Annotated in this window: 30 protein-coding genes and 1 tRNA gene; 27 read left to right on the top strand and 4 right to left on the bottom strand. The window is 57.4% G+C overall.

The genetic code is table 11. The annotated features are described in order from the left end of the window. Nucleotides 1–31 precede the first annotated feature (31 nt). The 25 genes from CQ13_RS44570 to CQ13_RS43340 all read left to right on the top strand — a co-directional run bounded on the left by CQ13_RS44570 (nucleotide 32) and on the right by CQ13_RS43340 (nucleotide 13,151). A complete protein-coding gene (locus tag CQ13_RS44570) occupies nucleotides 32–1,474 on the top strand; it encodes a phage tail fiber domain-containing protein (RefSeq protein ID WP_197427421.1) in 1,443 nt (480 codons plus the stop codon). 30 nt (nucleotides 1,475–1,504) lie between these two features. Next, a complete protein-coding gene (locus CQ13_RS24440) occupies nucleotides 1,505–1,687 on the top strand; it encodes a hypothetical protein (protein WP_057845394.1) in 183 nt (60 codons plus the stop codon). After that, entirely contained in the window at nucleotides 1,680–2,003 is a 324-nt protein-coding gene (locus CQ13_RS24435) for a hypothetical protein (protein WP_156433870.1), read from the top strand. The genes CQ13_RS24440 and CQ13_RS24435 overlap by 8 nt, the downstream gene beginning before the upstream one ends. A gap of 60 nt (nucleotides 2,004–2,063) precedes the next feature. Then, nucleotides 2,064–3,857, top strand: coding sequence for a phage terminase large subunit (gene terL, locus CQ13_RS24430; protein ID WP_057845392.1), 1,794 nt, complete (start codon nucleotides 2,064–2,066; stop codon nucleotides 3,855–3,857). 17 nt (nucleotides 3,858–3,874) lie between these two features. Beyond that, nucleotides 3,875–4,189 carry a hypothetical protein gene (locus tag CQ13_RS24425; protein ID WP_156433868.1) on the top strand — a complete coding sequence of 105 codons (315 nt, stop codon included), beginning with the start codon at nucleotides 3,875–3,877 and terminating at the stop codon, nucleotides 4,187–4,189. A gap of 150 nt (nucleotides 4,190–4,339) precedes the next feature. Next, complete coding sequence (locus tag CQ13_RS24420; protein ID WP_057845390.1) at nucleotides 4,340–4,687, top strand: hypothetical protein; 348 nt, start codon at nucleotides 4,340–4,342, stop codon at nucleotides 4,685–4,687. 2,104 nt (nucleotides 4,688–6,791) lie between these two features. Beyond that, the gene (locus CQ13_RS43360) at nucleotides 6,792–6,965 is read left to right on the top strand and encodes a hypothetical protein (RefSeq protein ID WP_197427420.1); all 174 of its coding nucleotides are present in this window, start codon (nucleotides 6,792–6,794) and stop codon (nucleotides 6,963–6,965) included. A gap of 75 nt (nucleotides 6,966–7,040) precedes the next feature. Next, nucleotides 7,041–7,553 (top strand): hypothetical protein, encoded by a 513-nt coding sequence (locus CQ13_RS24415; protein WP_057845389.1) that lies wholly within the window; start codon nucleotides 7,041–7,043, stop codon nucleotides 7,551–7,553. A 71-nt stretch (nucleotides 7,554–7,624) separates the two neighbouring features. Beyond that, the gene (locus CQ13_RS24410; protein WP_057845388.1) at nucleotides 7,625–7,897 is read left to right on the top strand and encodes a hypothetical protein; all 273 of its coding nucleotides are present in this window, start codon (nucleotides 7,625–7,627) and stop codon (nucleotides 7,895–7,897) included. A 1-nt stretch (nucleotide 7,898) separates the two neighbouring features. After that, on the top strand, nucleotides 7,899–8,045 hold the full coding sequence (locus tag CQ13_RS43355) for a hypothetical protein (RefSeq protein ID WP_156433866.1): 147 nt from the start codon (nucleotides 7,899–7,901) through the stop codon (nucleotides 8,043–8,045). Further along, the gene (locus tag CQ13_RS46495; RefSeq protein WP_283807521.1) at nucleotides 8,042–8,170 is read left to right on the top strand and encodes a hypothetical protein; all 129 of its coding nucleotides are present in this window, start codon (nucleotides 8,042–8,044) and stop codon (nucleotides 8,168–8,170) included. The genes CQ13_RS43355 and CQ13_RS46495 overlap by 4 nt, the downstream gene beginning before the upstream one ends. A 1-nt stretch (nucleotide 8,171) precedes the next feature. Beyond that, a complete protein-coding gene (locus CQ13_RS47225; RefSeq protein ID WP_057845387.1) occupies nucleotides 8,172–8,414 on the top strand; it encodes a DUF6926 domain-containing protein in 243 nt (80 codons plus the stop codon). 2 nt (nucleotides 8,415–8,416) lie between these two features. Then, nucleotides 8,417–8,650 carry a hypothetical protein gene (locus tag CQ13_RS24400; RefSeq protein WP_057845386.1) on the top strand — a complete coding sequence of 78 codons (234 nt, stop codon included), beginning with the start codon at nucleotides 8,417–8,419 and terminating at the stop codon, nucleotides 8,648–8,650. Next, complete coding sequence (locus tag CQ13_RS24395) at nucleotides 8,647–9,153, top strand: antirestriction protein ArdA (RefSeq protein WP_057845385.1); 507 nt, start codon at nucleotides 8,647–8,649, stop codon at nucleotides 9,151–9,153. The genes CQ13_RS24400 and CQ13_RS24395 overlap by 4 nt, the downstream gene beginning before the upstream one ends. Further along, nucleotides 9,146–9,319, top strand: coding sequence for a hypothetical protein (locus CQ13_RS43350; protein ID WP_156433865.1), 174 nt, complete (start codon nucleotides 9,146–9,148; stop codon nucleotides 9,317–9,319). Before CQ13_RS24395 ends, CQ13_RS43350 begins: the two co-directional genes overlap by 8 nt. Nucleotides 9,320–9,321: 2 nt before the next feature. After that, entirely contained in the window at nucleotides 9,322–9,570 is a 249-nt protein-coding gene (locus tag CQ13_RS24390; RefSeq protein WP_057845384.1) for a hypothetical protein, read from the top strand. An 18-nt stretch (nucleotides 9,571–9,588) separates the two neighbouring features. After that, on the top strand, nucleotides 9,589–9,843 hold the full coding sequence (locus CQ13_RS24385; protein WP_057845383.1) for a hypothetical protein: 255 nt from the start codon (nucleotides 9,589–9,591) through the stop codon (nucleotides 9,841–9,843). Between the two features lie 27 nt (nucleotides 9,844–9,870). Further along, entirely contained in the window at nucleotides 9,871–10,059 is a 189-nt protein-coding gene (locus CQ13_RS24380; RefSeq protein WP_057845382.1) for a hypothetical protein, read from the top strand. Nucleotides 10,060–10,088: 29 nt separating this feature from the next. Continuing rightward, complete coding sequence (locus CQ13_RS24375; RefSeq protein ID WP_057845381.1) at nucleotides 10,089–10,451, top strand: hypothetical protein; 363 nt, start codon at nucleotides 10,089–10,091, stop codon at nucleotides 10,449–10,451. Beyond that, entirely contained in the window at nucleotides 10,448–10,813 is a 366-nt protein-coding gene (locus CQ13_RS24370) for a hypothetical protein (RefSeq protein WP_057845380.1), read from the top strand. Before CQ13_RS24375 ends, CQ13_RS24370 begins: the two co-directional genes overlap by 4 nt. Continuing rightward, the gene (locus tag CQ13_RS43345) at nucleotides 10,810–11,229 is read left to right on the top strand and encodes a hypothetical protein (RefSeq protein WP_156433864.1); all 420 of its coding nucleotides are present in this window, start codon (nucleotides 10,810–10,812) and stop codon (nucleotides 11,227–11,229) included. The genes CQ13_RS24370 and CQ13_RS43345 overlap by 4 nt, the downstream gene beginning before the upstream one ends. Before the next feature lie 237 nt (nucleotides 11,230–11,466). Further along, nucleotides 11,467–12,465: a tyrosine-type recombinase/integrase gene (locus CQ13_RS24365; protein ID WP_057845379.1), complete on the top strand. Its 999-nt coding sequence runs from the start codon at nucleotides 11,467–11,469 to the stop codon at nucleotides 12,463–12,465. Further along, complete coding sequence (locus CQ13_RS24360) at nucleotides 12,465–12,764, top strand: hypothetical protein (RefSeq protein ID WP_057845378.1); 300 nt, start codon at nucleotides 12,465–12,467, stop codon at nucleotides 12,762–12,764. Before CQ13_RS24365 ends, CQ13_RS24360 begins: the two co-directional genes overlap by 1 nt. Further along, entirely contained in the window at nucleotides 12,761–12,964 is a 204-nt protein-coding gene (locus CQ13_RS24355; protein WP_057845377.1) for a hypothetical protein, read from the top strand. The genes CQ13_RS24360 and CQ13_RS24355 overlap by 4 nt, the downstream gene beginning before the upstream one ends. Continuing rightward, complete coding sequence (locus CQ13_RS43340; protein WP_156433863.1) at nucleotides 12,954–13,151, top strand: hypothetical protein; 198 nt, start codon at nucleotides 12,954–12,956, stop codon at nucleotides 13,149–13,151. Before CQ13_RS24355 ends, CQ13_RS43340 begins: the two co-directional genes overlap by 11 nt. Here CQ13_RS43340 and CQ13_RS43335 read toward each other — a convergent pair. The 3 genes from CQ13_RS43335 to CQ13_RS24345 form a co-directional block, all read right to left on the bottom strand. Then, a tRNA-Val gene (locus tag CQ13_RS43335) sits at nucleotides 13,119–13,218 on the bottom strand. The genes CQ13_RS43340 and CQ13_RS43335 overlap by 33 nt on opposite strands. Before the next feature lie 116 nt (nucleotides 13,219–13,334). Continuing rightward, the gene (locus CQ13_RS24350; protein ID WP_057845376.1) at nucleotides 13,335–14,618 is read right to left on the bottom strand and encodes a coiled-coil domain-containing protein; all 1,284 of its coding nucleotides are present in this window, start codon (nucleotides 14,616–14,618) and stop codon (nucleotides 13,335–13,337) included. Between the two features lie 129 nt (nucleotides 14,619–14,747). Then, nucleotides 14,748–15,380, bottom strand: a complete 633-nt coding sequence (locus tag CQ13_RS24345) for a DUF1134 domain-containing protein (protein ID WP_057845375.1) — start codon at nucleotides 15,378–15,380, stop codon at nucleotides 14,748–14,750. Between the two features lie 110 nt (nucleotides 15,381–15,490). On the opposite strand from CQ13_RS24345, the gene CQ13_RS24340 reads away from it, so the two are divergent. After that, on the top strand, nucleotides 15,491–15,997 hold the full coding sequence (locus CQ13_RS24340) for a YHS domain-containing (seleno)protein (protein ID WP_245309290.1): 507 nt from the start codon (nucleotides 15,491–15,493) through the stop codon (nucleotides 15,995–15,997). A gap of 113 nt (nucleotides 15,998–16,110) precedes the next feature. On the opposite strand, the gene cysQ is transcribed toward CQ13_RS24340, so the two are convergent. Further along, entirely contained in the window at nucleotides 16,111–16,938 is an 828-nt protein-coding gene (cysQ, locus tag CQ13_RS24335) for a 3'(2'),5'-bisphosphate nucleotidase CysQ (RefSeq protein ID WP_057845373.1), read from the bottom strand. 150 nt (nucleotides 16,939–17,088) lie between these two features. Here cysQ and chpT point away from each other — a divergent pair, with 150 nt between their 5' ends. Then, entirely contained in the window at nucleotides 17,089–17,736 is a 648-nt protein-coding gene (gene chpT / locus CQ13_RS24330; protein ID WP_057845430.1) for a histidine phosphotransferase ChpT, read from the top strand. Nucleotides 17,737–18,016: the final 280 nt, after the last annotated feature.

Here is an 18,016-nt window from a genome sequence, read left to right as displayed (position 1 = left end):
CTCCCTATTAGGAGATACAAGGAGTTACTAGATGGCCTATTCAAGGGTCGTAGCTACAGGCAACGGCTCCACCAACCAGTTCGCTGTGAACTTCGCACTAGACTATCTGCTTGAGAGCGATGTTACGTGCCGTGTTGGTACAGAAGTTGATGGTGGTGGCAATCCTATTTATAGGACGCTGACATTCCTTTCTACGAACTTAGTTCAAGTCGGCGGGTCAATCCCCGGCAACGGTGTTCAGATAGTATTTGAGCGCACCGTAGACAAAGACACGCTACGCGTAGACTACAATAACGGCGATCAGTTTGACGAAGACAATCTAATGATTGCTCAGAAGCAAGCTATGATGGCTGTGCATGAAGTTCTCGACGGACGTTTCTCTGTTCTTACTCAAGATTTAGATGCAGGCGGGTTCGGCGTTGTTAATGTACGTGCGCCTGTTGCTGCGAATGATGTTGCCACTAAGGTATACGTCGATACGGTTACTGATGTAGCTATTGACGCAGGCGAGACCGCAGTCGTACAGGCTGCTATTGCTACTACCGCCGCAGCAGCGGCGCAGGCAGATGCGTCTGAGGCAAGCGACACGCTTGCGCTGACTGTGGCTGCTCAAGCAGGCGCGGTGACTGCACAGACTGGTGCGCAGACCGCGCAGAGCGCGGCTGAAGACGCTCGCGACACTACTCTGGCTGCGCTCAGTACCAAGGCTGACAAAGCCTCGCCAGTACTCACGGGCGTACCGACTGCACCGACTGCCGCACCCGGTACTGACACGGTGCAACTTGCTACTACTGAATTCGTGCAGGATGCGGTTGCAAGTGCTGGTGCCGGTCCTGCGCCAGCTAACACATTCAAGGCGAATAACACAGGCGCAACCGCGCCGCCTACAGACATAACCCCTGCGGAAGCAGCGGCTATGCTACCAGTGTTTTCTTCAGGCACTAAGGGACTTGTACCGGCACCTACAGCCGGTGACATCACAGATGGTGATTACCTTAATGCAGCGGGTATATGGGTTCCTAAGAAGATCATACGCACACAAAGCTGGCTGACTATCATCAGACACAGCGCCACGTCTGCAAACGGAACGTCGTCAGGTGCATGGGCGTTTCCGGGTAGTGCTTTGTCTGCCAGCGCGGTTCAATTCAACGGATCAACTATAACCGGATGTAGGTTGTATAGTGCGCGTTGGGTGGTGGCGTGGAATCCTAATGCTACTACAGCCTCGCCAAATGGTGTTGCTTTAGCGAAGGCAGATAGTGGACCTACTAATGTCGTACATCTGACGAGCTTTACTCGGGCGAGCACTACAACCCCTGTCGTAGATGCAGTGGATGTTACTGCTGCGCTACAGTTGCTTCTCGACACAGCTACAACTAAGTTTATCTGTCATCAAGTAGTCGGAAACGGCACTACCGGGCCTATGATCTATTCCTCTGAGGTAGAACTCATCTGGGAATTTACCGGCACGTAATTACAATAATTGTACTAACGGAGACTGCGGTTGCAGGACTTTCAAGAATACATCGCCGCAGTCTCTTCGTACTCTGCGGCGGCGCTGGCGTTATGCGTAGACAATCAGAGCACGATCATACAGGTTCTCGGCTTCATCCTTCTCGTCGCACGACTGATTAAGGAAGTACCGGCTGCTGTGCGCGTCATCAAAGGATGGTTCGGACGTGTCTAGTGGTCCCGCTAAGGAAAGCAAGCTCGGTGATCTTCATAGCAAGGTTGCTGACGTGATGATTAGCGCACTCGATCATATCGAGAAGGCGCAAGAAGCATACTCACTCATGGATACTGAAGTCATCGCGGACAAGGGCATCAAAGAGCCGGAATTAAACCCGGCTCTGCTCTCTGTGATGGTGCGCTTCCTCGACGCTAACAAGATTACTTGTGCGCCGGAAGCAGGCAACACCATGAGCGACCTCGAACAGAGGCTCGCTGACAAGAGCAAGAAGCGACGTGCCGTTGGGAACGTCGTGCATTTGACTGACGAATGAATTTACAGGGCGCACGCTTGTCGTGCGTCCCAATAAGTACATTACGTAAGGAGGCCAACACTGGCCATACGAGAGACCACTGAACAGGCTCTCGAACGTTGGCACCAGCTTGAGCTTCTGCAAAAGCACTATGCGAACTTCGAGGACTTCCTAGTTGATGTCATCGAAGACCTCATGGGCTTCATCTGTACAGACGTGCAGATCGACATCGGACACTACATCGCGCACGGCCCGAAGTACCGAATGGTACAGGCGCAGCGCGGACAGGCGAAGACGACGATCACTGCGGCGTATGCAGTGTGGCGCTTCATCCACGATCCAACCACCCGCGTTCTGATCCTCTCGGCTGGCGACACTCAGGCAACTGAGATCGCGAACTGGGTCATTCAGATCATCAACGGAATGCCTGAGCTTGAATGTCTCAGGCCGGATAGATCGAACGGCGACCGTGCATCGGTCGAAGCGTTCGACGTTCACTACACTCTCAAGGGGCCTGAAAAGTCTCCCTCTCTCGCGTGCGTCGGCATCACATCGAACATGCAGGGCAAGCGCGCAGACCTTCTCATTGCCGACGACATCGAGAGCCAAAAGAACAGTCAGACGCAACATCAGCGCGCACGTCTCGTGCATCTTACGCTCGACTTCGCGTCCATCTGTTCTAACGGCGACATCGTGTATCTAGGTACACCGCAGAGCATCGACAGTCTATACAACGGATTGCCGGGACGCGGTTACGACATTCGCATCTGGCCTGGACGTTATCCGACAGACGAAGAGTTACCGGGCTACGGCCCGTACCTCGCGCCGTGGGTTCGATCGCGCATCACCAAGGCACTGCAAACTGGCGGTGGTCCTACCGGCGACCGTGGGCAAGTCATTGACCCGGTGTTGCTCGGTGAAGACATCCTAATCAAGAAAGAGATCGATCAAGGCCCGGCGTACTTCCAGCTTCAGCATATGCTGAGCACTACGCTGTCCGACGCGATGCGCTTTCCGCTGAAGCTGAACAACATCCGCTTCCTCGCGTTTGATCGCGAAGAGAAGAAGGCACCGATGACGGTGAACTTCGCGCGCACCGATGATGCCGCGATCCTGTTGCCCTCGGGCATCCCGATCAAGGATCGTCTATACCGCGTTAAGTCCGCAGAGGACTTCGGAGAGATCAGCGGCTACCATATGTACGTTGACCCCGCTGGCGGCGGTCAGAATGGCGACGAGCTTGCTTACGCGATCACCGGCCTCTGTGCCGGGCGTGTGTGCCTTGTCGCCGTTGGCGGCATCCACGGTGGCTACGGAGACGAGCAGCTAGACTGGCTCACGGCTGCGGCTGTGAAATGGAAGCCGACGACCATCGACATCGAGAAGAACTTCGGCAACGGGGCTCTCTCGCACGCATGGCAACCTCGGCTGCTCAAGGCGCACAAGTGCGGCATTGAGGACGTGTGGGAGAGCGGACAGAAGGAGCTACGCATCATCGACGTGCTTGAGCCTATGATCGGCTCTGGCAAGTTCATCGTGCACGAAGACCTGATCCGAGAGGACTGGGATACATGCCAGAAGTACGCAGCCGATCTACGGAGCACGTACAGTTGGCTGTGGCAGATGAGCCGGATCACACGAGACCCCAAGGCACTGATACATGACGATAGGCTCGACGCGATTGCTGGTTCGGCCCGACACTGGGTAGAGCTACTAGCTATCGACGACGAGAAGTCTAAGGCTGCTGCCAAGGACGCCGCGTACCGTAAGCTCATGTCCAACCCACTAGGGGACGGACGAAGACTACCGGGCTCATTCGGCAAATCATTCCGTGCGCCTAATGCACTAGATAAATTCAATCGCGGTATACGATAAACCGCACAGGAGATAACTTGTCTGAAGAAAAGAAGGAGGCCGCAGAGGTCTCTACGAACCCTGCACTGGTCGAGTTTCCGTTGGACCCTTGGGGTATGACTTCGGAGCTTCGCAAGGCCGGTCTACGGGCTTCAAGCTCGGTTCGTGGTAACAAGGAGAAGCACAAGCTGCTGTTGCAGACCTTGCGCATCATCGCCGCGCACTCCGCTGCGCGTCTGAAGTCCGATGCCGATGCTGTGACAGCCCGCGTGGCGAAGATCGCTGCTCGCTCGGAAGACCCGCGCCAGCGCATCAACGCTGTGGCCTCTCCGCTCCCGGCTGAGAAGGTCTAATAAAAGTGGCGGGGAGCATCCGGTTAGGGCCTGATGCTCCCCGCCTACGCGCCCCAGTAAGACCTCGCGGTCAGTACAGGCGCTGTATCTCGGTTGCTGTAAAGCAACGCATATGTATCACATAAGTTCCTAAAGGACAAATTACCTAAAATGGCTGATATTTTCACTGCTGCTGCCACCCCGATCCACGGTGTGAAGCGCGGCCTCGCTATCGCGGCGGCTGGCTCCGTGGTCATCCCGCAGGGTGCCGTGGTCGAGCGCATCTACATCCGCAACAACACGGCGAACGCCGTTACTGGCGGCATCAAGATCGGTACGACCCTCGGCGGCACCGATGTTCTGGCGGCTGGTGCCGTCGCTGCGTCCGCTCTCGTTGCGTACTCGCCTTTGATTGGCGGCGCGAACACCGCTGCCGACCGTACTCTGTACATCGACGCAGTGACTGCGTGGAACAGCGCGTCTGTTGACGTGGCGGTCTCGTACACCGACTTGGTGTAACGTGGTCTTCACCGTACTGCTTACGCTACTACTGTTATCTGCTACGTACGTTATAGTCGTAGCCGGTACCTTAGCGTTGCTTCGGTGGATGTATAGAACCTAGTTGGTTGGCCGGGGCGTAATAACCCCGGCCTCCCATTAGTGTTTTCGTTCAGCGAAGAAGCCCTAAACGGTAGAGCAGAGACCTGAGGCGAATTGAGGCCGTACGGGACGCGTCGATAATCCGCAAGCGGACCAATTGTCGAGTTGTGAAGCGTGATGGCGGGAAAGGTCGGCGGTGAGGTTCCAGCCGGTCCAGCGGTGATGAAATCCTCCCACTCGACGAACCAGTGTGCTTCATCGTCAGTAACCCCATTGTTGGCGTCCCGGCAATTCGGTGGCGCACCGGAGTAGAATCACACTTCGGCCGGGAAGGCAAATAGAGGGCTATGGAGAGGCGTTCTCGGCGTGGCTACTTGGGTAGCTCCCGGTCAGGAATAACGCACAGGCGAGTCTGGCTGCTAAGCCTCGGCGGTCCTCAGATCGAACCGGGCTATGCGGGGATTACCCCAGCTATTCTCCGCAGATTTTTCGGAGAGCGGGATCGCGAAAACGAGGGGGAAATTCGTGGGGGTATCTAACACAAGTCGCGCGCTCAGTTTCCCCCATGCCTAGCCATGTTTATAGCCAAGCATTTCCATTATAGTGCAATCCGGTTTGTATCTGAGTTATCATCTGTAGTCAATAGCCGGGCAGGGTATGCACTATGCCTATCAGGATAATCATAGGATAAGCCAAGCTAGCCTTATGGGCGGCTAGGGCATACAAGCTCGGGCATCTGTTTCTGTCATCCTAGCTTATCCCTTGGCTCTAAGCCGGACTGCTAGGCCATTCCCTCCCTATTAGGAATATAGAACGGTACATCGTTAGGTGTATCGGTCTAACAGAATTATAATAAGCTAATCAGATACTTAGCTCATATATAGCTATCTGAATACATATCTAGGCCGAATAGAGCCTACTAGTATGTATAACCAATCCAGCATGGAATTACACATAGCTGATAGCATAGGCTATAGCCTTGCTATGCCTCTAAGCTATTGATCTAGATATACTATCCATGATCGATCTAGTACTGTACAGATACTAAATACGTATCAAAACACTAGATCATGCTGATACAATTACAGATACCGCATAAGATTATTATACTCGTATAATCAATTACATAAGCCGGTATCTGTGCCTTTCGATAGCTACGGATCAAAACAATAGCTATTCCACAGAACGAAACATGCTATTGTTTGGTTGTCGCAACGAAGCGACGGTTTGAACCTCTTAGCTAACTGCTCCGGCGACTTGCTTGGTTCTTACTGTCTCTCTCGTCAGCGTATCTACTGAATAAGCCTACTGATCGGACTAGGGTTGATAGTCTGAATGGGTTAGCAGCATATACTGCTACTGCGGCGTGACATGGTAAGACACGCAATAATGATCCCTTATTGGGCGCATACTTAGGTTAAGAACCTCAGTCCCTGCACGATACTTAGGGTTGGCAGTATATGCGGATTTATGGAACCACGCATTATGCCGTGCGTTCCGACCGTGACTAGTGCGCGCTAAGTGTCCTTTGTGACCGGCCAATGCGGCGGCGCTTAATGCTAGTTGATATACGGGCGGAATGTGCATCGCACTTGTGGGAGGCCGACTGTCCGCATGGAATAAGCACGCGCTATAACTATGCCAATGCCAAGGTTGTTATAGGCTTATTCCAGTACAGGAACTAACAGCGCGCGAACTGTAAGAGTAGCACTAGGGAATGGCCCGATTGCACCAATGGTTATATTGGGTGGCTCTAGTGTGAATACAGGAAACAAGCGGGTGAAATACTGCACTTCATAAATACGCAAATCAATACATAGCAGCCAGCTAGACGCACGTTCACTGTAGGGATACGGGGAACGCTACAACTGCGCCTAGTTGGTTATGTGAGCATACAAGGCTAGCAAGCTGTCTGTACCACGCACGGATGTACCGCGTGGCTATTGGCACGCCTACTGTATGCTCGCATAACCAACTAAGGGCTACGGCTATGAACATGACTGTAAGAGAAGCGCATCAGCGCATGAGCGTGAACCGCATGACGCTGCGCAATACCGGCCACGGTGACTATCGCGTGAACTTCCTCGAAGCTCGCGACGATAAGGCCGCGTACTACACGGATTGCCTTGAGGACGCGGTATTGACCGGCGCAGCTATGCGCCGTCGCCGCGATGCCAAGCTGCGCGACGCGATCTAAGCGACCGCGCCTAGCCGGTAGCTAGGCTAACCAGACGACGCCATCAGTGCGTTCATTCCAGAAGAGGCTACTCGCATGACCAAGACTGCCAAGGCTACCACTGCGCCCGCTACGCCCGTTGTGGCTACCGTCAAGCTGCTCGTTGGCGAGAAGGCCATCAAGGCCGCGCTCGTGAGCATCCATCGTCGCGGCCAAACGCTGCAACAGGATATCCATCAGGCCGCGTGCTCCGTGCTCGACCATGTGGCGAAGCACAGCGACATTCGGCTCGTGACTGAGTTGCTTGTGGCGTGCCCCGACATGACGCGGAAGAACGCGCTGAAGGATTGGTTCGTCGCGTTCGGCCCGGTCATGATCGACGGCGACGAAGTTACGTTCGTCAAGGGCAAGGCGTGCGACGTGAAGGGCGCTATGCTTGAGCCTTTCTGGATGTTCTCTCCTGAGCCGGTGTATGTGCCGGTGGACGTGGCCGCGCTGCTTGACAAAATTATCAAGAAGCTCGCGAAGGATGAGAAGGAAACCGGCGCGACCGGCAAGCATACCGCGCTGATGCATTCGCTTGCGAAGCTCAAGCCCGCGACCGTCTAAGCTACAGCTACCATTCAACCGGGCGCAGATTGTTAATTCAGTCTGCGCCCTTTTTGCGTTCGGAGGGACACATGCGTTTCCGCTCGGATCGTCACGACGCGCAAACTGACGGCGCGAAACTTTGGTACGCCGATTGGATGGGCGGACCTACGCTCGCCCGCATTGAGAACTGCCGCATCGAAAGCATGGCAGGCGATATGCGCCGCACGGTGACTATCACCGGACATGCGGACACGTTCTTTTCAATTCCCGCGCTCTGTTCAATCGGTGGCGTCAAGGTCTGTGGCTACGTCACAGGCGATGACAACGGCTGTCTCGTATTCCGTCACACACTGGGAGGCTGACATGGATATTTTCTGGCTTCTGTTCGTCGTGTTCTTCGTGCCGCTCTCGTGCCTCGTGCTGTGTCTGATCCAGATCGGACGCGGCATGTACTACGGGTACTGCAATCGCCGCGTTCGTCGTAGCTATGAGCGGAGGGCGTTCCGATGAAGCATCATCGATATCACGTCCTGTTCTTACCGGACGCTGACTACATCGTCTTCGAGAGCTTCGAGGATGGCTACTGGCGCGAGCACATGCGCTTCATGATACCCGGCTCACAGATTGAGGGCTGACATGGCTCTCATAACAGTTACCGGCACAGCGCCCTCGTACTGGGCCTGTTACTTCATCAATGGCGATGCGTCAGGGCTGGATGAAGAAGAGATACAGCAAGCCGACAAGTTCATTGAGTGGTTAGGCGCAACTCCATGCTCATGTGAAGACGACGTTGGCTTCCTCAATTGGCACGACGCACGCCGAGTCTGCGGCACGCTCGCTGCTGATTGCTACACGTACACTGCACTGGTGGAGGAATAGTCATGACCGCTGCTGAACTCGCTGCGCCTGACAATGGCGCGGATCGCACTATCACGCTTGCTATCTCGGGCAACCGGCTCGTTAGCGTGCTGAATGCGCTCGACGCTGCTCTGTTTGAACAGGGCCGGTATCGCTTCGAGGGCAACACGCTTGTCGCTAACAGCGACTGGTACACGAAGCTTCACGAGACCACTGAAGCAATCCGCGATGAACTCTCACGCCAGAGGATGACATGAGCACGCCACGTCTCTACGTCGGCACATACGCCAAATACAACAGCGGCTCGATCAAGGGCGCATGGCTCGACCTCGACGACTACAGCGACAAGGATGCGTTCCTTGAAGCGTGCAAAGAACTGCACAAAGACGAGGCTGATCCTGAACTTATGTTTCAGGACTTCGAGGGCTTCCCTCGTTCGTACTACAGCGAGAGCAGCGTGAGCGAGGAGTTGTTCGCATGGATTGCGCTCGACGAAGACGACCGGCAGTTGCTCGAAGTGTACCGAGAGAACGTCGATAGCGATGCTGACATTGATCGTGCTCGTGATGCGTTTATGGGCAAGGCTGATACCAAAGCTGAGTTCGCTGCACAGTACCTCGACGATACCTGTGCGTTCGACGGTGTACCGGACTGGGTGAAGAACTACTTCGATTACGAAGCGTATGCTCGTGACATGGAGCACGACGGCATTACGTTCGCTCGTCATGACGGCGACTTGTGGGTGTTCAGCAATGACTGAGCAGAACACCTACAAATGCTACTGGGCGCATGACCCGGATAAGTGGCAGATCATCCACGCCGCCACGGCATGGGATGCGCGCAAGGCGCATCGCGACGACTACAACATCCGCAACAAAGCTGACGTTCCGGTGCATGAGTGCATCGCTATTCGGCAATGGGGGTAACAATGGCTGTAGGCAATCCGCACAACTACAAGGGCAAGGTGACGCTTCAGCGCGTTCGCTTGAACAGCGGAGGCTATGACGACATGGGGCGCTACTTCGGTACTGGTCAGCGCCTCTACTACTTCTTCTGCGAAGACGATCCCGGCCACGCCTTCAGGCGTGACGACTTCTTTCGAGCTGCTGATCGTGCATCGGCCAAGGCTTACGTTCGAGCACTGCCGCTCATGTGCGAGTGCCGCTTCTACAACTGAACAACATACGAGGGATCAATGCTCTTTAGTGCAATCGAAGACAAGCAGACCGTGATCCGCAACACCAAGAGCGGCGTGTACAAGCAAGCAAAGCTGTTCGAGCGCAAGGGTGAGATTTATGCGGGCGCTAACGGCGGCTTCATCCGGCTATTGGTCGGGGGCCGTACCTCGCATCCGTACATGCTGTGGGATGACATCGAAGTCGAGTTCGAGATCAGCAAGATCAGTATCGGAGGCGGCCTCGTCTACGTCGAGAAGCGCGTCAGCAACTAATCACCAGATCACACAAGGGGAAGACCAATGAACATGAACGTACAGCCATCCAGCATCGTCACTTCGTTCCGCTCGCTGCAACAGAAGGCGCACGGTAAGCGCGTTGAAGAACGCCAGCGCGTGAACGGTCAGCCTAATGGCTACGTCGCCACGCCTGAGAGCGAGCTTGTCACGGCGAAAGCCTACAAGCCGACGCACGGCGGCTACTGCGCATAACCACAATCCATTCACGGAGAACCACGACTATGGCTAAGCCGAAGAACAATCGCCGCTCGCATTTCAGCCGCTCGGCTGCAATCGCTCTGCACGCAGAGGCCAACAAGAGCGACCCGTTCGCTGCGAAGCGCATCGCTATGACTATCGCTCGTGATGGTCACAAGGAAGCGCAGGAGACCGCCAAGGAGAGCAAGCGTCTTCTCGATGCAGGCAACGCTCGACTTGCTCGCCGTACCGTGGCCGACTGGCTGTCCAACGAGCAGGTTCTCGCTCTGGTCAATCTTCGCGACGGTTTGCTCGACGCTCAAGCGCAGCGGCGTAAGCCGAAGAAGCATCTGACAATGAGCATGTTCGTCAGCAAGGCTGACCTTGAAGCGGCGAGGGCGGCATGATCGGTAACGTCTTCAACTATCTTGCGCGTAACTTCCTGAGTGACGCGCAGATCATCGGGCACTTCACCACGAAGCGTCCTCCTGCGCGTGTCTCGAAGCATCGCAATCAGCGCAACCTGAAGCTAGGTCGGTGCTACATTGCCGACAACTCTGGCATAAAGAAGCGCATGCGTGCTGAGCGTCGTGATGAAGCTACGGGCTTCGCAGATGTCATCATAACGCCGAAGCGTCGTCGCGAGTTCTGGAACGCTACGAAGCGTTGGGCATGGGCCGACATCAGCAAGCTCGCTATCGATCTTGAGAAGGATCGTGAGCGGCGCAGGCTCATGCGGCTCGCCGCATTACGGGCCCTCAACCAATGACTGACATCGTGAGAGACATCGCTTCAGTTGAAGTCGATCCGGGTGACGGGACTGCGCTCCCGAACCTCGAATACGTCCTCATTCGGGGCTTTTCGGCGATGGGGTGGGCACACCCATCACTAGCGGCGCATGAAATGATAGAAGCAATTGCGGCACTATCCCAAGTTCCGCCAGAGACCGGTTTGCCATACTCAACCGACCAAGCGCGGGTAGCCAACTGGTGGTGCGACAAGGGCATTGGGGGCGGCGATGATCCTATCGGATCGTTGATCTCCTCGCACGAGACGCTGGCCCATGAACTCAACCGAGTGCGCGGGCAGGTTTCAACTGGAAGGGTTATTTCGCTTCCTGTCTCAAACAGCACACGCTGTGAGCGTGCGGATTTCTGGATACCGGATGTGCCCAGTAATGGATGAAGAATATCTAGGCTTTTCCGGTTGGCAACCGCTTACATCCCCGGCGTCATCGACAGAGCGTGAGACCTAGTTGCCTGCACTGACATTCACTGAAGCTGCGCAAGAGCTACGAGTTAGCGAGCGCAGCTTCAGGGACATCATCAAGCGGCATCCGTTCTATTACCCGAACGGGTGTCGCAAGCTATTCACTCACGAGCATATCGCTCAGATACAGGATGGATTAACACAGGAGAGCAGATGCTCAAGCTCAAGGAGCGCGACGGTTCGCCGTACTGGTACTTGCGCGGCACCGTCAGGGGCATCAGCGTATTCGAGAGCACTAGCATTGCTCTCAGCGACAAGAAAGCCGCGAACGAGTTCAAGGCAAAGCGCGAAGCAGAGTTGCTCGAAGAGAGCATCCACGGCAAGCGTGCAGTAGCCACGTTCAGTCAGGCCGCACTGAGCTACATCGAAGCCGGTGGCGAACAGAAATATCTTGAGCCTATCATCAAGCACTTCGGTACTATGAAGCTAGCTGCGATAGGTCAGCACGAGATAGACGTGGCGGCTCGGAAGATTTATCCGACGCAGGCAACGTCAACACTGAACCGACAAGCGTACACGCCTATCTCGGCGATACTGAAGCACGCTGCGAAGCGGGGATGGTGCATCGGCTTCAAGATAGAGCGTCCCGACGATCCGCCTCCGCGTGTACGTTGGATCACTACAGAAGAAGCGAACAGGTTGATCGACGAGTGTTCTAGTACATTGCGTCCACTCGTCATCTTCCTGCTCTACACTGGCGCACGGTGCGGTGAAGCACTGTGGCTCGATTGGAAGAACGTGGACCTAGATCGTAGGCACGTTGACTTAATCAACACTAAGAACGGAGAGAGTCGCGGTGTTCCTTTACATGCACGTGTTGTTGAAGCTCTACGAGGACGCAATCTTCGGGAAGGGTATGTATTCACCAAGCCAAACGGAGAACCATACCGACCGCTCGATGAAGACGACCCGAACGATGTCTCCGCAGGAGATCGCATCAAGAAGGGATTTGCAGGAGCAGTTCGCAGAGCAGGGCTGACGGACTTCCATCCACACGACTGCCGACACACATGGGCAACGTGGCACTATCAAGCTAACCGTGACCTTGGCGCGCTACAGAAGCTCGGTGGTTGGAAGACGCTGAGCATGGTGCTACGCTACGCTCATACAAACGTGGCTGAGTTGGATCAAACCATAGATAGGATCAAATGATGACAGACGAACCTACGCAGGAAGAGATTGACGGAGTTGCTGAAGTGTTCAAATCGGTAGAGCACGATCCTATCGCGGCTACCTCGGGCTACATCATGGCGAAGAAGCTAAAGCGGGTGTTCGTACAAGTTGGTGGTCTCGTCGTTCCGAAGGAGATAGCAGACGATGCTCGGCTACGATCACTGCGTGAAAACTACAGCGTGTCCACCGCAGGAGATCGACACGAGAACTGCGGCGGCATCTGGATCAGCAAGGGTCTATGGGATCGCTGCGATAAGTGCGGAGAGGAACGGGCATGACCTCAGAATACTGGCGTCACGCAGTCGAGGAACGGGCTCGATTGTTCGAGGCGGTTATCGAACGCTTCCGAGAGTGCGGCGTGGAGTTAAGCCGCTTCACTATACATGAGCACGACGATACCACGTATCTTTTCGTCGATGATGTCGCACGGTTCAGCGTCCGCTTCGACTGGCAAACAGGACCACGCAATGACGACTGACGAACAGCTTGAGAAAATGTGCCGGGCGCATCACAAGGTTCGCACGGCGCAGGGCTTCACCACTGCACCTTGGGATGCGCTCGAAGAACGAAACCGCGAGCAGTACCGGGAGGCCATGCGTGCAGCGGTCGGTATCAGTGCAGTATCCGTGCAGTGGCCGCAGCCTAAGTTCTATTTACCAAAATAATCAGCAGCTTAGCGGGTGGCACTCTTCCCCGTGTGAAGGGAACGCTCTCCCGCTGAGCTATGCGTCCGGGAAGTGTGGGCGAACAATGAGCCCCGTCAGAGCCCGCGATTTACGAAGGACGAGCCCATAGTGTCAAGCGATCAGTCGGGCCGTGACCTCGCGTTTTCGCGCGGGGACGGGGAATTACGCCCCATGCTGGCGGGCCCGCGAAGCGTGCGACTGTAGGGCGCGGATGCGCTCGGCCAGCGTCCCGCCGCCTTCCGACATGGCGGGGGCGGCACCGGCGACGTCGTTGGCGGGTTTGGCCGGCACTTTCGGCACGGCCGGTTCCGCCGCCAGCATGGCCTCGATCGCCGAATTCGGTCCCTCGAGCTGCATCGCGAGTTTTGCAACTTCGGCCGCGATATCGTTGATGCGCTCGCGGAGCAGTGCGTTTTCCATCCGCTCGGTCGCCCAGGAGCTTTCGGCTTGCTGCTGGATCGCGTTGATGTCGCGCTGCAGTTTGGCGCGCTCGTCGCGGGCGATGCGAAGCTGTTCCTCCAGCGCTGCCTTCTCAGCCCGCAGTTTTTCAACGGTCGGCGACTTGCCGCCGCTCATGCCTGCGATCTCCTCGCGCAGTTCGCGCGCGGCGCGTTCGGCGTTCTCGTTCGCCTGCCGGAGCTGATTGTTCTCGTATTCGCGCTCAGCCAGGATCTTGCCTTGCGTCGCCAGCCGCGCTTCGAGGTCGTTGACGCGGTTGCCGAGCATCTCGGCTTCCTTGACCTGCACGATCAATTGCCGGTCGAGATCGGTGACGCGCTGGCTCAAATTTTCGACCCGGCTCCGCGCGTCCGTCAATTCGCGCGTCGCGTGCTCGGACTCGGCGCGCTCCTGCGCTAGGCGGGTCTGGGTTGCCGAAAATTCCTTCTCGGCGTCGCCGACGCGGCCCTTCAGTTCCTCGATCTGCGTGCGCACGGTGACCAGCTCGACCTGACGGCTGTCCGCCATCATCGAACGATCGTTCAATTCGTGATTGATCCTGGCGAGTTCGGCCTGCTTGTCGGTCAGCGCCTGCTCGGCCTTGCGCAACAGTTCGGTCTTGGCCGCGAATTCCTCTTCGGTAGCGCGTAGCTGCTCTTTCATCGCCTTCTCGCGCGCTTCGAGCGCAAAGATCGTGGCGTTCTTTTCGCCGAGCTCGATCTTCATGCGATTGATCGCATCGCTCTTCTTGCCGAGTTCGGCGAGCTGGCTCGTGGTCTTGTTCTTGAGCTGCTCGACGCTCATTTCGAGCCGCCGTGCCGACATGGCGAATTCCGCGCGCAACTGATCCTTGTCGGCCTGGATTTCGGCCATCGACAGCGGCGTCGCCGCCTCCAGCCGCCGGGTCGTCAGCCGCACCGCGCGGTTATGCACCAGCGGCACGATCATCAGGCCGAACAACATCGAGACCAGAAAACCGATCGCCAGATACATGATCGGCTCGATCATGGATGGTTACTCCACACAGACAAGGAATCGTTAATCACATTGCCACGCCAGCCCGACCCTGCGCCAGCCTGATGCCGCGTTAACCTGAATCCATCCGGGGAGACTTAGCGTCTATGCTTGAAGCTGGGCTTAGAATGGGTTCCAGGTCGCCCGTGGGGTATATTTGAGATACCCGACATTGGCGCCGAGCCTCAAGCCGATGCCGGAACGGATCGGCACCAGCACGATGTTGTTGGCGGTCAGCGCGGTCATGCCGAAGCCACCGACGATATAGGCGGAGCCGTCGATGCCGACGAAGCGCTGATAGATCGCGTTGGTGGCGGGCAGGTTGTAGACCAGCGTCATGGTGCGCGCGCCGTCGCCGCCCCAGTCGAAGCCGACCGATGGCCCCTGCCAGTAGACACGCAAGTCGCCGGCATTCTTGGTGTAGAGCGTGCCTTCGCCGTACCGCAGGCCCGCCACAAAAGCGCCGCTGCCCTCTTCGCCCAGCACGTATCCATTGGGCAGGCCCCATTGGCTGACCGCGCGCTCGATGACGGAAGCGAGGCCGCGCGAGACGTTGCCGAAGAACTTGTGTCCGGCCGACACCAACTCCTCGGGCCCAAATGTCTCGGGCCCCGGCTGGCGCTGCGGTGGCGGGTAAGGCCCAGGCGGCGGCTGCTGCGCAGAGTACGCCGGTGGCGGCTGCTGCGCAGAAGCTGGCACGGTCCAGCACATCAGCGCGGCGAACGTCACCGCGGCAAGGCGTGAAGCAAACGTCATGAAAGAACCCCTGGCATCGAATTCTGGCCGCCGCCTTAACCTGACGCCAACAAGCATGGCTCTAGGTTGCGCCCAGTGTCCCCTCGACTCGCATGTTATCGGCACCAACTATGACGGCACAACGGCAGGAAAGATACGGTTTGCGCCCCCAAAGGGCCGCTTTTGCCTTATTGGCAAGTTTTTTTTGCGTAGCCAGCCTTGATTTTGCCGCGCGCGCCGCGACCACCGAACGCGTGGTGGTGAACCGCTATTCCGGCCTCGCCATCGGAGGCTTCGATCCCGTCGCCTATTTTACGGAATCCATGGCCGTCGAGGGTTTACCCGATTTCGAGGCTCGCGAAGCCGGCGCCGTCTGGCGTTTCCGCAACGAGGGCAATCGCGCTTCTTTCGTCGCGCATCCGGATATCTACGGGCCTCAGTTCGGCGGCTATGATCCGGTCGATCTGGGGCGAGGGGTTACCTATGCAGGCAACCCGCGCTTTTGGGTGGTTGCGGGCCAGCGGCTCTATTTGTTCGGCCGCGAGGACAACCGCGATGCGTTCGCCGCCGAGCCGGCGCGTTTCCTCAAGGAAGCCGCCGCACGTTGGCCGACGCTCGAGCAAGGGCTGGCGCAGTAGATTACAGACGCCGTAGCCCGGGCGAGCGAAGCGACCCCGGGAACAGCGCCAGCCAGATGGAACACAGATTGTTCTTGTAACCACCGGCCCCGGGGTCGCTTCACTCGCACGGGCTACGATTCCATTGCCTTCGGATCGCCCCAGGCGATGAATTCCGGAACGATGAAGCCCGTCCGTCCCGTGCCAAATTGCAGGGCGGCGCCGGTTGAATCCGTGATTTTGCCGCCGGCGGCCGCGACGACGGCATGGCCTGCAGCTATGTCCCATTCCGAGGTCGGCGACAGCCGGGGATAGATATCGACGGAGCCTTCGGCCACCCGGCCCAATTTGACCGCCGAGCCAAGCTCGCACCGTACGGCCCTCGGTCTTGCGGCAATAAAGGCTTCGGTCCTGGCGTCGCCATGCGAGCGGCTGACCGCCACGGTCCATGGCTGGCCGCGCGGCGGGCAAGGGCGGGTACGTATCGGCTCGACGAGCGGCTTGCCGTTGCCGAGCGTCAGCCGCTCCGCGCCGCGCCCGACAATGCCGCGCCAGATCAGCCCGAGCGCAGGTGCGCTGATAATGCCAAGCAGCGGCGTCCCCTGGGTCACCAGCGCCAGGTTGACGGTGAATTCGTTGCGGCCGGCGACGAATTCCTTGGTGCCGTCGAGCGGGTCGATCAGGAAGAAGCTTTCCATATAGGGCAGCGCGAGCGTTTGGACACGCTCCTCCGAGAGCGTAGGTATTTCGGGCACTACCCGGGCAAGGCCCTCGGCGATGATTCGGTCAGCCGCCAGATCGGCCTCCGTTACCGGCGAGCCGTCGGTCTTGCCGTCGACCTTCATGGCGGACCGGTTGACGGCAAGGATGGCGGCGCCGGCCCGGATCACGATCTCGGTCAGCGGTTCGATCAGCACTGCTGCGGCCTCGCGATCGAGCGCGGGTGGACGTGCCTCATTCATGAGCTCGGCCCATTTGCTGTTCGTCCTGCCTTACCATTGCCGCCCCCTGCTGGCAGCACGGGGCTGCGCAGTGTATCAAACCGATAAGCACGCGTGATTCGTAACGGTCCGCCAGCAATTTGCGACCCGGCGGCTTTCCAGGAACCCATGATGTCTGGCACTTCATCTCCCGGTCCGGCTCCCGATACCCTCGAACTTGCGGCGCTGTTGTGTTCGCGAGTCTGTCACGATCTCATCAGCCCGGTTGGCGCGATCGTCAATGGGCTTGAGGTGCTTGACGACAACCCGAAGCCCGAAGACCGCGATTTCGCGCTCGATCTGATCCGCAAGAGCGCCAAGACCGCCTCCGCACGGTTGCAGTTCTGCCGCCTGGCGTTTGGCGCTGCGGGATCGGCGGGCGCGCAGATCGATCTCGGCGATGCACAGACCATGGCACGCGGCCACATTGAGGACGGCAAGATCACCATCACCTGGAATCTGCCGCGGCTGTTGCTGCCGAAGAACCGCGTCAAGCTGCTGTTGAACATGCTAATCATCGCGCAGCAGACGATCCCGCGCGGCGGCACGCTGACGATCGATCCGATCGGCGACGGCGAGACGATGGGTTTTTGCGTCACGTCTTCGGGCCTCAACGCGCGCGTGCCGCAGAACATCGCCAATCTCGTGAGCGCGAGTTCGACGGCGACCGTCGACGCGCATGCGGTGCAGCCTTACTATACGCGGCTGTTGGCGCAGGCCTGCGGGCTGAGCGTGACGCTTACACCCGACGGGGAAAAGGTGCTCGTTACTGCTTCCTGAGCGCGCCGCAGCGCCGACATGGTTAACCAACGGTTGAAAACAGGCGGCAGAATTCATTTCTGCCGTCTTATCTCTTTGTTGATCCCGTTCTTTTCCATTTGCTCAACCAATATTAAACGCTTTGCATAGAAGCTGGCCCTGTTCCGTAAGGCGCGTCGATGTCGCGTGCCGGTGCGTACGAAGGCCAGTTTCATGGATGATCTGTTGCGGGAGTTCCTCACCGAAACCAGCGAGAGCCTGGATACGGTCGACAATCAGTTGGTGCGGTTCGAGCAGGACC

Source organism: Bradyrhizobium retamae (genome assembly GCF_001440415.1).
In the GTDB taxonomy this organism is placed as follows: Bacteria; Pseudomonadota; Alphaproteobacteria; order Rhizobiales; family Xanthobacteraceae; genus Bradyrhizobium; species Bradyrhizobium retamae.
The sequence above is the reverse complement of the archived record's forward strand: the minus strand, read 5'-3'. Positions and strand labels throughout refer to the sequence as shown.

Bases quoted from the DNA above. Each gene is read 5' to 3' on its own strand.
- CQ13_RS44570 (WP_197427421.1), top strand. From the start codon at position 32: ATGGCCTATTCAAGGGTCGTAGCTACAGGCAACGGCTCCACCAACCAG.
- CQ13_RS24420 (WP_057845390.1), top strand. From the start codon at position 4,340: ATGGCTGATATTTTCACTGCTGCTGCCACCCCGATCCACGGTGTGAAG.
- CQ13_RS43360 (WP_197427420.1), top strand. From the start codon at position 6,792: ATGAGCGTGAACCGCATGACGCTGCGCAATACCGGCCACGGTGACTAT.
- CQ13_RS24415 (WP_057845389.1), top strand. From the start codon at position 7,041: ATGACCAAGACTGCCAAGGCTACCACTGCGCCCGCTACGCCCGTTGTG.
- CQ13_RS24410 (WP_057845388.1), top strand. From the start codon at position 7,625: ATGCGTTTCCGCTCGGATCGTCACGACGCGCAAACTGACGGCGCGAAA.
- CQ13_RS43355 (WP_156433866.1), top strand. From the start codon at position 7,899: ATGGATATTTTCTGGCTTCTGTTCGTCGTGTTCTTCGTGCCGCTCTCG.
- CQ13_RS46495 (WP_283807521.1), top strand. From the start codon at position 8,042: ATGAAGCATCATCGATATCACGTCCTGTTCTTACCGGACGCTGACTAC.
- CQ13_RS47225 (WP_057845387.1), top strand. From the start codon at position 8,172: ATGGCTCTCATAACAGTTACCGGCACAGCGCCCTCGTACTGGGCCTGT.
- CQ13_RS24400 (WP_057845386.1), top strand. From the start codon at position 8,417: ATGACCGCTGCTGAACTCGCTGCGCCTGACAATGGCGCGGATCGCACT.
- CQ13_RS24395 (WP_057845385.1), top strand. From the start codon at position 8,647: ATGAGCACGCCACGTCTCTACGTCGGCACATACGCCAAATACAACAGC.
- CQ13_RS43350 (WP_156433865.1), top strand. From the start codon at position 9,146: ATGACTGAGCAGAACACCTACAAATGCTACTGGGCGCATGACCCGGAT.
- CQ13_RS24390 (WP_057845384.1), top strand. From the start codon at position 9,322: ATGGCTGTAGGCAATCCGCACAACTACAAGGGCAAGGTGACGCTTCAG.
- CQ13_RS24385 (WP_057845383.1), top strand. From the start codon at position 9,589: ATGCTCTTTAGTGCAATCGAAGACAAGCAGACCGTGATCCGCAACACC.
- CQ13_RS24380 (WP_057845382.1), top strand. From the start codon at position 9,871: ATGAACATGAACGTACAGCCATCCAGCATCGTCACTTCGTTCCGCTCG.
- CQ13_RS24375 (WP_057845381.1), top strand. From the start codon at position 10,089: ATGGCTAAGCCGAAGAACAATCGCCGCTCGCATTTCAGCCGCTCGGCT.
- CQ13_RS24370 (WP_057845380.1), top strand. From the start codon at position 10,448: ATGATCGGTAACGTCTTCAACTATCTTGCGCGTAACTTCCTGAGTGAC.
- CQ13_RS43345 (WP_156433864.1), top strand. From the start codon at position 10,810: ATGACTGACATCGTGAGAGACATCGCTTCAGTTGAAGTCGATCCGGGT.
- CQ13_RS24365 (WP_057845379.1), top strand. From the start codon at position 11,467: ATGCTCAAGCTCAAGGAGCGCGACGGTTCGCCGTACTGGTACTTGCGC.
- CQ13_RS24360 (WP_057845378.1), top strand. From the start codon at position 12,465: ATGACAGACGAACCTACGCAGGAAGAGATTGACGGAGTTGCTGAAGTG.
- CQ13_RS24355 (WP_057845377.1), top strand. From the start codon at position 12,761: ATGACCTCAGAATACTGGCGTCACGCAGTCGAGGAACGGGCTCGATTG.
- CQ13_RS43340 (WP_156433863.1), top strand. From the start codon at position 12,954: ATGACGACTGACGAACAGCTTGAGAAAATGTGCCGGGCGCATCACAAG.
- CQ13_RS24350 (WP_057845376.1), bottom strand. From the start codon at position 14,618: ATGATCGAGCCGATCATGTATCTGGCGATCGGTTTTCTGGTCTCGATG.
- CQ13_RS24345 (WP_057845375.1), bottom strand. From the start codon at position 15,380: ATGACGTTTGCTTCACGCCTTGCCGCGGTGACGTTCGCCGCGCTGATG.
- CQ13_RS24340 (WP_245309290.1), top strand. From the start codon at position 15,491: ATGACGGCACAACGGCAGGAAAGATACGGTTTGCGCCCCCAAAGGGCC.
- cysQ (WP_057845373.1), bottom strand. From the start codon at position 16,938: ATGAATGAGGCACGTCCACCCGCGCTCGATCGCGAGGCCGCAGCAGTG.
- chpT (WP_057845430.1), top strand. From the start codon at position 17,089: ATGTCTGGCACTTCATCTCCCGGTCCGGCTCCCGATACCCTCGAACTT.